Raw genomic sequence first — 13,700 nt, 5'->3', positions numbered from 1 at the left:
GTGGCATGAACTGGACCCTCATCCTCCCCGAACTGGTTCTGGCGGTCGCCGGGCTGGTGATCCTGGCCATCGCGGTGCTGCCGAAGCGCGACACCGACTTCGCCGCCAGCATGGCGACGCTGGGTGCGCTGCTGCTGGCGGGCGTGCTGGTGGTGGCGCAGCCGGACGGCGAGGCTTTCCTCGGCCAATACGTTTCCGATGCCTTCACCAAGTTCATGAAGCTGCTGGTGCTGGCCGGTGCCGCCCTTGGCCTGCTCCTGGCCATGGACTGGAACCGCAAGGAAGGCCTGGCGCGCTTCGAGTTCGCCGTCCTGCTGCTGCTCAGCACGGTCGGCATGATGGTCATGGTCTCGGCCAATGACCTGATCGCGCTGTATCTTGGCCTCGAATTGCTGTCGCTCTCGCTTTACGTCATCGCCGCCTTCAACCGCGACAGCGAGCGTTCCGCGGAAGCGGGCCTCAAATACTTCGTGCTGGGCGCGCTGGCGTCCGGCCTGCTGCTGTATGGCTCCTCGTTGGTGTATGGCTTCTCTGGCTCGACCAATTTCGATGGTATCGCGAATGCCATCACCAGCAGCGAAACCGCGCCCTTCGGCCTGGTGATTGGCCTGGTCTTCGTGCTGGCGGCCCTGGCCTTCAAGATCTCCGCCGTGCCGTTCCACATGTGGACGCCGGACGTTTATGAGGGCGCGCCGACCCCGGTCACGGCCTTCTTCGCCACCGCGCCCAAGGTGGCCGCCATCGCGCTGCTGACCCGCGTTGTGGCCGGTCCCTTCGCCGAACTGGCCGTGCAGTGGCAGCAGGTGTTGCTGATCGCCTCCTTGGGCTCCATGATCCTGGGCGCCCTGGCGGCCATCGGGCAGCGCAACATCAAGCGGCTGATGGCCTATTCCTCGATCGGCCATGTGGGCTACGCGCTGATCGGCCTGGCGGTGGGCAGCGAGCTCGGCGTCCGCGGCCTGCTGCTCTACATGGCGATCTACCTGTTCACCAATGTCGGCGCCTTTGCCGTGTTGGTGGCGATGCGCCGTAAGGGCCGCGCGCTGGAGGGGGTGGACGACCTCGCCGGCCTCGGCAAGTCCGATCCGGCCATGGCCCTGGCCATGACGGTGTTCATGCTGTCCATGGCCGGCATCCCGCCGCTGGCTGGCTTCTTCGGCAAGCTTTATGTGTTCCTGGCGGCGGTGCAGGGCGGCTACTGGACGCTGGCCGTGGTCGGCGTGCTGTCCTCCGCCGTGTCGGCCTATTACTACCTGCGCATCATCAAGGTGATGTATTTCGATGCCGGGGAAGCGCTGGACCCGCGCCCGAACAGCCTGTCCATCGTGCTGGCCGGCACGGGGCTGTTCACGGTGTTCTTCTTCCTGTTCCCGGCACCCTTCCTTGCGGCGGCGCAGGCGGCCGTGGCCGCGCTGGTGGGTTGAGCTTTCCTTCCGGATCGTGGCGCCTCAGCGTCCATGATGAACTGGCCAGCACCCAGGATGCGGTGCTGGCCGCGGCGGCCGATGGCGAGCCGGAAGGGCTCGCCATTCTGGCCCGCCGGCAATCCGCCGGCCGCGGCACCCAGGGCCGTTCCTGGCGCTCGCCACCCGGAAATCTTTACCTTTCGCTGCTTTGGCGGCCGGGTGGCGCCATCCGCGACCTGCCGCAATGGTCGCTGATGGCCGCCGTGGCGCTGGCCGAATGCGCCCGCGGCTTTCTGCCGGACGGTGCGCCGCTGGCGCTGAAATGGCCGAATGACCTGCTGCTGGGGGGCGCCAAATGCGCCGGCATCCTGACCGACGCATCCGCCGATGCGGAGGGAGGGCTTGCCTGGGTGGTCTTCGGGCTGGGCGTCAACCTGGCGCATGCGCCGGAGCTTCCTGACCGGCCCACCGCCAGCTTCGCCCAGGCCGGGCTACCGCCGCCTGACCCCGCCCGCTTCGCCGGTGCATTGCTGCGAACATTGGCCGAGTGGCGGCAGCGGCAGGCGAGGCTGGGCTTCGCCTGCGTCAGGCAGGCCTGGCTGGGTTATGGCCCGGCCATCGGCGGCGAGCTTGAATTGCGGCGGGGGGGCGAGGCGCATCGCGGCCGCTTCCTGGGCCTGGCCGATGATGGCCGCCTGTTGCTGGATGTCGGCGGCACGGCCCGGGCCTTTGTTTCCGGGGAGATCGCGGGCTGAGGCATCGCATCCGCCCTTTCTCTGGCGGCCGGGCCGGAGGAACGATTTCCCAGTATCCTTCGGGTCCGCCTGTTGGCGCAACGGACTCACCATCCTATTTGTTACCGTGAAAGTTTGCCTGACGCGCCGGCCCCGCAATCGGCGAGGCGCGAGGGCCATGACCTTTGCCCGTCCGGGCCGCATCCGTTCCGCATGACTGAAACAAGAACAACAAGTGAGAAAGAATGAACCTGATTCAAAGTGACAACGACCTCGCCTTCATACCTCTGGGCGGGACGGGAGAGATCGGCCTCAACCTGAACGTCTATCGCTGCGACGGCCAGCTTCTGGCGGTGGATTGCGGCCTGGGCTTCGGCGGCGCCGACAATCCCGAGGCCGAGGTCATGGTGCCCGATCCCGGTTGGCTGGCCGACCGGCGTGACAAGCTGGTCGGGTTGATCATCACCCATGCGCATGAGGACCATATCGGCGCCGTGGCGCCGCTCTGGCCGCAGCTGCGCTGCCCGATCTATGCCAGCCCCTTCACCGCGGCCGTGCTGCGCCGCAAGCTGGGCGAGGCGGGGCTGATGGGGCAGGTGAAGCTGATCACCGTGCCGCTCGGCGGCTCGCTGGAGCTGGGGCCGTTCGGCATCCGCTTCATCCGCGTCACCCATTCGGTGCCGGAGCCGCAATCCATCGCCATCACCACCCGCTACGGCACGGTGCTGCACACGGGCGACTGGAAGCTGGACCCCGATCCGCTGATCGGCCAGCCAACTGACGAGGCCGCCTTCGCGCAGCTTGGCCGCGACGGTGTTCTGGCCATGGTCTGCGACAGCACCAATGCCCTGGTGGAAGGTCATTCCGGCTCCGAGGCCGATGTGCGCCGTTCCATGACGGCGCTGATCCGCCAGTTGAAGGGCCGTGTTGCCGTCACCTGCTTCGCCACCAATGTGGCGCGGGTGGAAACCATCGCCCTGGCCGCCAAGGCGGCAGGACGGCAAGTTGCCCTGTTCGGCCGCTCCCTCCGCAATGCCGAGGCGGCGGCGCGGGAATGCGGCTATCTCCAGAACGTGCCGCCCTTCCTGTCCGAGGATGAGGCGGATGACGTGCCGGATGACCAGCTGCTGATCATCTGCACCGGCAGCCAGGGCGAGGAACGGTCGGCCATGGCCAAGATCGCCGCCGACACCCACCCGCGCATCTCGCTCGGGGAAGGGGACACAGTGATCTTCTCCTCCCGCATGATCCCGGGCAACGAGAAGGCCATTCTGCGCATGCAGGATGAGCTGGCGCGGGGTGGCTGCCGCGTGATGACGGCCGATGACCACATGGTGCATGTGTCCGGCCACCCGGCGCGGGACGAGCTGAAGCGGCTTTACTCGCTGGTGAAGCCCCGCTTCGCCGTGCCGGTGCATGGCGAATGGCGCCACCTGCAGGAACACGCCGCTCTCGCCAAGGAGATGGGCGCGACCCCGGTCCTGGTGGAGGATGGCGACGTGCTGCGCCTGGCGCCGCTTTCCGGCAATGCGGCGCCGGATGTGGTGGAAGGCGTGCCCACCGGCCAGCTTGTGGTCGATGGCGACCGCCTGCTGCCGTTGGAAGGCGCGGTTCTCGGCGCGCGACGCAAGATGCTGTTCAACGGTGTTGTGGTGGCGTCCCTCGCGGTGGACCAGGATGGCCGCGTCCTCGGGACGCCGCAGCTTTCCGCGCCCGGCCTGTTCGAGATGGGCGACCTGGAACCCGGCCAGCTGGCCGACGAACTGGCCCGTGCCGTGACCGATCTGCCGGCGCCGCTGAAGGAGTCCGACGACCTCCTGAGGGATGCCGCGCGCACCGCGTTGCGCAAGGCGGTAAGCCGCCGCCTGCGCAAGCGGCCCAGCGTGGAGGTTCATGTGCTGCGCGTTTGAACGCGGCGGAATGACGCGAAGGGCCGGGAAGCGATCCCCGGCCCTTTTCTTATGTGCGCCCCAACGCCGGCTGCGGCCCGCCTGGGCGCGGGATCCTGCGCGCCAGGCGATGCGCCGGCTGCTCGACGAGGCGGTTCATGGCCTCCGCCAGGGGCAGCGACAGCGGAACTGCGAGAGCGGCGATCAGCCAGGGCGGCAGCACGCCGAAGCACAGATGCGTCAGCGCCAGCAGCAGCGGCATGTGGACCAGATAGAGACTGAAGGAGATCCGCCCGAGCCACAGCAGCACCGGCCGCCGCAGCAGCCGTGCCAAGGTCGCGCCCCGTTGCGCCAGCAGGATCAGCAGCACCGAGGCGGCGATGATCCCGTAGTCATGCGCCGCCATCGCCATCACCGCCACCGAGATGCCGGCGGCCAGCGAGTGGCTGCGGCTGAGCCGCGGCGGTGGGCACAGCGCCAGCGCCGCGCCCGCGGCAAAGGCCGGCAGAAAGCCGGCACTGGCCGCGAAGCTGCCCGGCAGGCTCTGGCCCAGCGCCACCTGGCCTTCCGGCATGCCGGCCAGCCGCGCCACCGCCGCCCCCAGCAGCGCCACGGCCAGCAGCAGCGCCACGCGGCCGCGGAACAGCAAGGCGAGGGGCAGCAGCAGCGCGATCCGCCATTCATGCACCAGCGACCACAGAACCGGGTTGAGCTGAAAGCCATCGCCGCTGCGCAGCAGCAGAACCTGGCTGAGCAGGTCGGACCAGCTCCACATGACCCGCCATCCGGCGCCGCCCAGGATGTGTGGCGTGCCTTCCGGCAGGGGGCCGCGCCAGAAGGCCCATTGCAGCGCGGCTGACACCAGAACCGCTGCCAGCACCGGCAAGCCCAGCCGCACCGCCCGCTGAAGGGCATATTGCGCCCAGCCGGGCAGGGTCAGGGCACCGCCCCGCTGCTTCGCCTCCTGGCGTTGCAGGGCCAGGGTCAGCACATAGCCGCTCAACACAAAGAAGAAGATGACCGCCTGCCGCCCGGTGCCCACGGGGCGCAGCGGCGTTTCCATGACCAGCCAGTGCAGCCAGGAGGGGGCGCCAAGGATCGAGAGATAGGCATGGTGCAGCACCACGATCATGGCGGCGATGCCGCGCAGCGAATCCAGTTCAACGAGCCGGGGAGAGGAGTTGGTGGTCATGAAATCCCGATTCCGGCGGCCGGGGAGGGCCCGAAGGCAGATCCTCGGCCGGGTTAGGGCGCGGCAGGCGGATGATGGCCGCCTCGGTCCGCGCCTTGAGGCCAGGGACGGCCCGCCCGAATCCGGAGCGGCGCCATGCGCGTCTTCGTGCCCTGGGGCGTGGTGGCGGGGAGCCCCTTGACGCTGCCCTGCCGCCAAGGTGCCGCCCATCAGGACGCCGCCGCAGCGACACACGCGCCGCCCTGGCCTGGGCGGCGGGCAAGGCCTATCTCCATCCGCAAGCGGTGGAAAGAGGGTCAGGCCATGAACTGGTTCACGGGTGTGATGGTGTTTGTGATGGTGTGGTGGGTGGTGTTGTTCGCCATGCTCCCCATCGGCGTGCAGACGGATGCCGAGGGGGATGCGGCCACCGGCGGGTGGCGCGGCACGCCGCGCGCACCGAATATCGGGCGCAAGCTGATCTGGACCACCGTGGCGTCCGTGCTGATCTTTCTGGGCATTTTTGCTCTTGTGAGCAGTGATTGGCTGAGCTTCCGTCCCGGCGGCAGTCTGTCAATGACCATTGATAAGGCACAATAAGGCGTTCTGGAGCAGGAGTTGCCCCTTACTCGGGCATGGTGGATTTCCGTGCCCATTTTATCATCTGAATATTCTGTTTTTGCATTGCGGCAAAATCGGCTGGGCGGCAGGATCGGGAACAGGAAGAGAGCTGGTTCTCTTCCTGCCGTGTGACTGGCGTTTCCTCCCTAAACTCGGGCCGCACTTCAGGTGTGGCCCTTTTTTTGTCTGCGCCGAGAGGATCGCATCACCCCTGGCATATCCGGGGCCACGCCCTTACCTTCCGCGCGCCTGTTTCACCGGAGCCCGAGCCTTGCGCCTCTCCCGCGCCTTCCTGCCCACCCTGAAAGAAGTTCCCGCCGAGGCCGCCATCGCCTCGCACAAGCTGATGCTGCGCGCGGGCATGATCCGGCAGACCTCGGCCGGCATTTATGCCTGGCTGCCGCTCGGTCTCCGTGTGCTGCAAAAAGTCAGCCAGATCGTGCGGGAGGAACAGGACGCCGCCGGCGCCCAGGAAATCCTGATGCCGACGATCCAGAGCGCGGATCTGTGGCGCCAGTCCGGCCGCTATGACGATTACGGCAAGGAGATGCTGCGCATCACCGACCGGCATGAGCGCGACATGCTGTATGGCCCGACCAACGAGGAAATGGTCACGGACATCTTCAAATCCTACGCCAAGTCCTACCGTGACCTGCCGCGCAACCTGTACCACATCCAGTGGAAGTTCCGGGACGAGATCCGCCCCCGCTTCGGCGTGATGCGCGGGCGCGAGTTCCTGATGAAGGACGCTTATTCCTTCGACATCGACGCCGAGGCCGCCCGCCTTTCCTACAAGAAGATGTTCGTCGCCTATCTGCGCACCTTCGCGCGGATGGGGCTGAAGGCCATCCCGATGCGCGCCGATACCGGCCCGATCGGCGGCGATCTCAGCCACGAGTTCATCATCCTGGCCGAAACCGGCGAAAGCCAGGTCTTCCTGCACAAGGACCTGCTGGATTTCGACGTGCTGGCGCAGAAGCCGGATTACGAGGGCAGCCTCGATCCGGTGGTCGATTTCTGGACCAGCCGCTACGCCGCCACCGACGAGATGCATGACGAGGCCGCCTGGAACGCCATCGGCGCCGAGAACCAGGTTTCGGCGCGCGGCATCGAGGTGGGCCACATCTTCTATTTCGGCGACAAGTATTCCAAGACGATGGGCCTCAGCGTGGCCGGGCCGGACGGCAACCCCGTCACCCCGCAGATGGGCTCCTACGGCATCGGCGTGTCCCGCCTGCTTGGCGCCATCATCGAGGCCAACCATGACGAGGCCGGCATCAAGTGGCCGGATGCCGTGGCGCCGTTCCGCTGCGCGATCCTCAACCTGAAGCCGGGCGACCTGGGCTGCGACACGCTGTGCGAGAAGCTCTATGCTTCCCTGCCGGGCGATGCCGTGCTGGATGACCGCAACGAGCGCGCCGGCGTCAAGTTCAACGACGCCGACCTCGCCGGCTATCCCTGGCAGGCGATCATCGGCCCGCGCGGCGCGGCGGCGGAGAAGATCGAGCTGAAGCGCCGCGCCACCGGCGAGCGCGAGGAAGTGTCGGTCGAGGAAGCGCTGCGGCGGATCAACACGGCGCCCCAGGGGCACTGAGGGACCGCTGAGCATGTTCGGAGCCTTCGAGCGGAAGGTCGCGTTCCGTTACCTGCGGGCGCGCAAGGGCGAACGCTTCGTTTCGGTGATCGCCACCTTCTCACTGGTGGGCATCGCGCTGGGCGTCGCCACTCTGATCATCGTGATGAGCGTGATGAACGGCTTCCGGCAGGAATTGCTGGGCCGCATCCTCGGGCTGAACGGGCATCTCGGGATCTATGCCGCGGATTCCAACGGCCTGCGCAACTATGACGACATTGCCGAGCGGGTGCGCAAGCTGGCGGGGGTGCTGTCCGCCACGCCCATCGTGGAAGGGCAGGTACTGCTGACCAGCGAGGCCGGCGGCGCCACCGGTGGTCTGGCGCGCGGCATCAAGCCGGAGGATCTGCGGCAGCGCCCGCTGCTCGCCGGCAATATCCGCGCTGGCAGTCTCGATGATTTCCAGGGCGAGGACGCCATCCTGATCGGCACCCGCCTGGCGCAGAAGCTGGGCGTGCGGATCGGCGACAAGGTGACGCTGGTGTCGCCCCAGGGCCGCGCCACCGTGATCGGCACCGTGCCGCGGCTGCGCGCCTACACGGTTGTGGCCATGTTCGAGGCGGGGATGAACGAATACGATTCATCTTATGTCTTCCTGCCCCTGCCGGCGGCGCAGATCTATTTTCAGCTTCGGGACGCCGCCTCGCAGATCGAAGTGTTTGTCGATAACCCCGATCAGGTGCGCCCGGTGACGCAGGAGATCGTGCGCGCGCTGCAGCCCATGCCCTTCCGCGTGCTGGACTGGCAGGCCAGCAACTCCTCCTTCTTCGCAGCGGTGCAGGTGGAGCGGAACGTGATGTTCCTGATCCTGACGCTGATCATCATCGTGGCCGCCTTCAACATCGTCTCGTCGCTGATCATGCTGGTGAAGGACAAGGGGCGGGACATCGCCATCCTGCGCACCATGGGCGCGACCTCCGGCGCGATCATGCGGATCTTCCTGTTGTGCGGCACCTCCATCGGCGTGCTCGGCACGCTGATCGGCTTCATCATCGGCCTGGTGTTCTGCCTCAACATCGAGAGCATCCGGCAGTTTCTGCAATCGCTGACCGGCACCCAGCTTTTCAGCCCGGAAGTGTATTTCCTCACCCGCCTGCCGGCGGTGGTAAACCCGAACGAGGTGGTCCAGGTGGTGCTGATGGGCCTTGGCCTGTCATTGCTGGCGACGCTGTATCCGTCCTGGCGCGCGGCGAAGACCGACCCGGTCGAGGCGCTGCGCAATGAGTGAGCCGCGCCTCCGCCTCGACAAGGTCGAGCGCCGGTTCCGTACCGAGGCCGGAGAGCTTCCGGTGCTGCGCGGTGCCGAGCTGACCCTGAACGCGGGCGAGATCGTCGCGCTGGTCGCGCCCTCCGGCACGGGCAAGTCCACCCTGCTGCACCTGGCCGGGTTGCTGGAGCGGCCGGATGCGGGCGAGGTGTTCATCGACGGCAAAGCCGCCGGCACGCTGGGGGATGAGGCGCGCAGCGGCCTGCGGGGCCGCTCCATCGGCTTCGTCTACCAGTTCCACCATCTGCTGCCCGAATTCACGGCGCTCGAGAATGTGGTGCTGCCGCAGATGGTGAATGGCGCGTCCGAGCAGGCGGCGGCGGCGCGGGCGCGGGAGTTGCTGGCGGGCTTCGGCCTCCAGGGGCGGGAAGACCATCGTCCCGGCCGGCTTTCGGGGGGTGAGCAGCAGCGCGTGGCCATTGCCCGTGCCCTGGCCAATCGCCCCGGCCTGCTGCTGGCGGATGAGCCGACCGGGAATCTCGACGTGGCGACGTCGGAGCGGGTTTTCGCGCAATTGCTGGAGGCGGTGCGCGGCGCCGGCGTGGCGGCCCTGATCGCCACCCACAATCCGGATCTGGCGGCGCGCATGGACCGGGTGGTGACACTGCGCGAAGGACGCATCGTCGCGGGCTGAGCGCTGGCCGGAAAGGAACCGGGGAAGCTCGGCTTCCCCGGAGCGTGTTCAGCCCAGCAGCAGCACCAGCCCGCTGGCCGCGATCGCCGCGCCGCCCGGCACGGCCAGCCACCGCAGCGCCCGCGCGCTGAGCAGCGCCGCGGCATGGACCGCGGCCGTGGCGGCCAGGAAGCCAAGGCCATAGACCAGCGGGTTGGTCGCTTCCGGCACCTCACTGCCATGCGCCAGGCCATGCAGCACGCCGAACACCACAACAGCGGCCAGCATCGGCGGCAGGGACAGGCGCGGCAGCAGCGCGGCGGCGGCGCCCAGCAGCAGCACGCTGGCGGCGATGCCCGGTTCCATCCAGCCCGGCACGAAGCCGGCCATGCCCAGCAGCGCGCCGCCAACGATGCCCAGCAGGAAGCCGCCCGGCAGCGCCCAGGCCCGCAGCCCTTCGATGCGGGACGCCCAAAGGCCGATCGCCACCGCCGCCAACAGGTGATCCGCGCCGGACAGCGGGTGCATCAGCCCCAGCGCCAGGGAGGAACCTTCGGCATGGCCCGGATGCGCCGTGGCGGGCAGGGCGGTCACGCCCAGCGCCAACAGGCCGAGCAGAAAGGAGAAACGGAGTCGCATGGCAGAAATCCTCGCGGAGGCGGAAGCAGGGAAGGTGCCGCCATCTGCGGGCTCAGGGCAATCCCGCTGGATGGCTGCGGCGTGGCCGGCGGCGTGCTAGAAGCCGGCCATGACCGGCAGCTTCGTCCATCTCCACACCCATTCCGCCTATTCCCTGGCCGAGGGAGCGATCAAGGCGGACAAGCTGGCCGATCTCGCCAGGGCGGAGGGGATGCCGGCCCTGGCGCTGACCGACACGGCCAACATGTTCGGCGCGCTGGAATTCGCCAAGGCCTGTTCCGGCAAGGGCGTGCAGCCGATCATGGGCTGCCAGCTCTGGCTCAGCCGCTCGGCGGCCGATCCGCGGCCGGAGGTGGCGCGCCTCGCCCCTGATGTCGTGGTGGCGCTCGCCACCAATGCGCAGGGGCTGGAGAATGTGCAGCGCCTGTCCTCCCACGGCTTCCTGCGCGACGATCCCAGTGGCAAGCCGGCCATCACCCTGGAACTGCTGCAGCAGCATGCGGAAGGCGTGTTCCTGCTCACGGGCGGCGGCTGTGGGCCACTGGCCCGGCTGCTGGTGGAAGGGCGGCGCGACGCGGCCATGCAGTTGCTCGACGCGCTCAAGGAAAGCTTCGGCGACCGGCTGGCGGTGGAGCTGACGCGGCACGGCGCCGAGATCGAGCGCAGCCTGGACCCGGCCCTGGTGGCACTGGCCGACAAGGCGGGGCTGCCGCTGGTCGCCACCAACGACATCTACTTCGCCAAGGCCGCGATGTACGAGGCGCATGACGCGCTGCTCTGCATCGCCGAGGGCCGGACGCTGGCCGAGCCGGATCGCCGCCGGCTGACGCCCGAGCATTACTTCAAATCGGCCCAGGCGATGCGCGCCCTGTTTGCCGACCTGCCGGAAGCCTGCGACAACACCCTGGCCATCGCGCGGCGCTGCGCCGTCATGGCGGAAACGCGCAAGCCCGAGCTGCCGCTCTGCCCCAAGGTGCAGCCCGGCATGACCGAGGCCGAGACGGTGCGGGACATGGCCCGGCGCGGCCTGGAGGCGCGGCTCGATGCCCAGAACACCACCGAGCGCGAGCCTTACCGCAAGCGGCTGGAGTTCGAGCTCGACATCATCGAGAAGATGGGCTTCTCGGGTTATTTCCTGATCGTCGCCGACTTCATCCAGTGGGCCAAGCAGCAGGGCATTCCGGTGGGGCCGGGGCGTGGCTCCGGCGCCGGTTCCGTCGCCGCCTGGGCGCTGCTGATCACCGACCTGGACCCGCTGCGCTTCGGCCTGCTGTTCGAGCGCTTCCTGAACCCCGAGCGCGTCTCGATGCCGGATTTCGACATCGACTTCTGCCAGGACCGGCGGGACGAGGTGATCCAGTATGTCCGCCGCGAATATGGCGAGGACCGGGTGGCGCAGATCATCACCTTTGGCCGCCTCCAGGCCAAGGCGGTGGTGCGCGATGTGGGCCGCGTCATGGGCATGCCCTATGGCCAGGTGAACCGCATCGCCGAGCTGATCCCCTTCAACCCGGCCAAGCCCGTGACGCTGCAGCAGGCCATCGACGGCGAGCCGCGCCTGCAGGAGATGCGCGAGGCCGACGAGACGGTGGCCCGGCTGATGGAGACTGCCCTGGTGCTGGAGGGGCTCTACCGCAACGCCTCCACCCACGCGGCCGGCGTGGTGATCGGGCGCAAGCCGCTGATCGACACGGTGGCGCTCTACCGCGATCCGCGCTCCGACATGCTGGTGACGCAGTACTCGATGAAATACGTCGAGAACGCCTCGCTGGTGAAGTTCGACTTCCTCGGCCTCAAGACGCTGACGGTGCTGGAGCGCGCGGTGGAGATCCTGCGCGGGCAGGGAACCGAGATCGATCTCGCCACCCTGCCGCTTGACGACCAGAAGACCTACGAGATGCTGGCGCGCGGCGATTCCGCCGGGGTGTTCCAGTTCGAAGGTCAGGGCATGCGCGAATGCCTCCGCATGATGCGCCCCGACCGGTTCGAGGATCTGATCGCCGCCGTCTCCCTCTACCGCCCGGGTCCTATGGCCAACATCCCGGCCTATTGCGCCCGCAAGCATGGCGAGCCCTGGGAGCCGGTGCATCCGGCGATGCGCCACCTTGTCGAGGAGACCTATGGCATCCTGGTCTATCAGGAGCAGGTCATGCAGATCAGCCAGGACGTGGCGGGCTACAGCCTTGGCGGCGCGGACCTGCTGCGCCGCGCCATGGGCAAGAAGATCCGCTCCGAGATGGAGGCGCAGCGCAAGATCTTCGTGGATGGCGCCGTGAAGAACGGTGTGCCCGAGGGGAAGGCGGGCGAGATCTTCGACCTGATGGAGAAGTTCGCGGAATACGGCTTCAACAAGTCGCACGCCGCCGCCTATGCGCTGGTCGCCTATCACACGGCCTATCTGAAGGCGAACCATCCGGTCGCCTTCCTCGCCGCCTCCATGACGCTCGACATGGACAAGACGGAGAAGCTGGCGAACCACATGCAAGAGGCGGCCCGCCTCGGCATCCCGGTGCTGCCGCCGGACGTGAACCGCTCCGCGGCCGAGTTCAAGGTGGATGTGGCCGAGGACGGCAAGCCCGCCATCCGCTTCGCCCTGGCCGCTGTGAAGCGCGTCGGCCTACAGGCCATGAAGGACCTGGTGGCGGCTCGCGACGCCCGGGGGCCGTTCGCCTCGGTGGCGGAGTTCGCCGGGCGGGTCGATCCGAAGCTGCTGAACAAGATGCAGCTGGAGAACCTCGCCCGCGCCGGCGCCTTCGACAGCCTGGAGAAGAACCGGGCCCGCATGACCATGGCCGCCGAGGTCATCCTGCGCCGCGCACAGGCCAGCGCGGAGGAGCGGACCTCCAGCCAGATCGGCCTGTTCGGTGGCGGCGATTCCCGCCCCGAGCCGCTGCGCATGCCCGCCGTGCCGGACTGGCCGGAGCTGGAGCGCCTGTCGCAGGAGGCGGAGGCGGTGGGCTTCCACCTTTCCGCCCACCCCCTGGACACCTACAGGGAAGTGCTGGCCAAGCTGCGCGTCACGCCCATCGCCCAGTTGCAGATGCGGGCGGAGGCCGGGGTCGGCGTGCTGAAGATCGCCGGCACGGTGGTGAACAGCAAGGAGCGCACCACCCGCACCGGCAGCCGCATGGCCTGGGTGCGCCTGTCGGATGCCAGCGGCAGCACCGAGGTGACGCTGTTCTCCGAGGTGCTGCTCAAGAACCGCCCCCTGCTGGTGGAAGGCCATGCCATCCTGGTCACCGCCGAGGCGCGGATGGAGGGCGAAACGCTGCGCCTGACCGCCCAGGGGCTGGAAGGGCTGGACAAGGCGGCGGCCGGCGTGGGCCAGACGCTGCGCCTGTTCATCGAGGACGAGGGCGCCATTGCCCCGATCCGCGACCTGTTGCGGCGCGAAGGCGCGGCGCAGGGCGGCGCGCCCGCGCGCGGCCGGGTGTCGCTGGTCCCCCGCCTGGGGCCGGGGCGGGAACTGGAGATGGTGCTGCCCGGCACCTACAATGTTTCGCCCAGGCTGGCCCAGGTGATGAAGGTGCTGCCGGGCGTCGCCCATGTGGAAGCCGGCTGAGGCCATGGCCCGATGCTGTGCCCGGGCTTGCCCCAGGTGGGCGGGTTGTGGCATAGGGCGCGCGTCCGGCGCGGGATGATTTCGCGCCGTGCAAATCCGCACGCGGCGCACCCTTCCACCCTCATGGTGCAGGGTCCGGTCCCGGTTCATCGGGCACGGCGCCGC

At 68.3% G+C, this 13,700-nt stretch carries 10 protein-coding genes; 8 read left to right on the top strand and 2 right to left on the bottom strand.

Features of this window, described 5'->3' with window-relative positions:
* Positions 1-5: 5 nt before the first annotated feature.
* From nuoN to F0Q34_RS13580, 3 genes are all read left to right on the top strand, one after another.
* On the top strand, positions 6-1,424 hold the full coding sequence (gene nuoN / locus F0Q34_RS13590; protein ID WP_149812766.1) for an NADH-quinone oxidoreductase subunit NuoN: 1,419 nt from the start codon (positions 6-8) through the stop codon (positions 1,422-1,424).
* The gene (locus tag F0Q34_RS13585; RefSeq protein ID WP_149812765.1) at positions 1,421-2,161 is read left to right on the top strand and encodes a biotin--[acetyl-CoA-carboxylase] ligase; all 741 of its coding nucleotides are present in this window, start codon (positions 1,421-1,423) and stop codon (positions 2,159-2,161) included. The genes nuoN and F0Q34_RS13585 overlap by 4 nt, the downstream gene beginning before the upstream one ends.
* A gap of 224 nt (positions 2,162-2,385) precedes the next feature.
* Positions 2,386-4,050 carry a ribonuclease J gene (locus tag F0Q34_RS13580; protein ID WP_149812764.1) on the top strand — a complete coding sequence of 555 codons (1,665 nt, stop codon included), beginning with the start codon at positions 2,386-2,388 and terminating at the stop codon, positions 4,048-4,050.
* Positions 4,051-4,099: 49 nt separating this feature from the next.
* Here F0Q34_RS13580 and F0Q34_RS13575 read toward each other — a convergent pair whose 3' ends face one another.
* Positions 4,100-5,221, bottom strand: coding sequence for an acyltransferase family protein (locus F0Q34_RS13575; RefSeq protein ID WP_149812763.1), 1,122 nt, complete (start codon positions 5,219-5,221; stop codon positions 4,100-4,102).
* A gap of 135 nt (positions 5,222-5,356) precedes the next feature.
* On the opposite strand from F0Q34_RS13575, the gene F0Q34_RS22350 reads away from it, so the two are divergent.
* The 4 genes from F0Q34_RS22350 (at position 5,357) to F0Q34_RS13555 (ending at position 9,355) form a co-directional block, all read left to right on the top strand.
* Positions 5,357-5,800: a DUF1467 family protein gene (locus F0Q34_RS22350; RefSeq protein WP_241665480.1), complete on the top strand. Its 444-nt coding sequence runs from the start codon at positions 5,357-5,359 to the stop codon at positions 5,798-5,800.
* Between the two features lie 292 nt (positions 5,801-6,092).
* A complete protein-coding gene (gene proS, locus F0Q34_RS13565) occupies positions 6,093-7,415 on the top strand; it encodes a proline--tRNA ligase (protein WP_149812762.1) in 1,323 nt (440 codons plus the stop codon).
* Positions 7,416-7,428: 13 nt separating this feature from the next.
* A complete protein-coding gene (locus tag F0Q34_RS13560) occupies positions 7,429-8,682 on the top strand; it encodes a lipoprotein-releasing ABC transporter permease subunit (RefSeq protein ID WP_149812761.1) in 1,254 nt (417 codons plus the stop codon).
* The gene (locus F0Q34_RS13555; protein WP_149812760.1) at positions 8,675-9,355 is read left to right on the top strand and encodes an ABC transporter ATP-binding protein; all 681 of its coding nucleotides are present in this window, start codon (positions 8,675-8,677) and stop codon (positions 9,353-9,355) included. Before F0Q34_RS13560 ends, F0Q34_RS13555 begins: the two co-directional genes overlap by 8 nt.
* A gap of 48 nt (positions 9,356-9,403) precedes the next feature.
* On the opposite strand, the gene F0Q34_RS13550 is transcribed toward F0Q34_RS13555, so the two are convergent.
* Positions 9,404-9,973 carry a HupE/UreJ family protein gene (locus F0Q34_RS13550; RefSeq protein ID WP_149812759.1) on the bottom strand — a complete coding sequence of 190 codons (570 nt, stop codon included), beginning with the start codon at positions 9,971-9,973 and terminating at the stop codon, positions 9,404-9,406.
* A gap of 109 nt (positions 9,974-10,082) precedes the next feature.
* Between F0Q34_RS13550 and dnaE the strand changes: the two genes are divergently transcribed.
* Positions 10,083-13,535: a DNA polymerase III subunit alpha gene (gene dnaE / locus F0Q34_RS13545; protein WP_149812758.1), complete on the top strand. Its 3,453-nt coding sequence runs from the start codon at positions 10,083-10,085 to the stop codon at positions 13,533-13,535.
* The last annotated feature ends 165 nt before the right edge of the window (positions 13,536-13,700 follow it).

The sequence above is a fragment of the Teichococcus oryzae genome, assembly GCF_008386565.1.
Classification (GTDB): domain Bacteria; phylum Pseudomonadota; class Alphaproteobacteria; order Acetobacterales; family Acetobacteraceae; genus Pseudoroseomonas; species Pseudoroseomonas oryzae.
The sequence above is the reverse complement of the archived record's forward strand: the minus strand, read 5'-3'. Positions and strand labels throughout refer to the sequence as shown.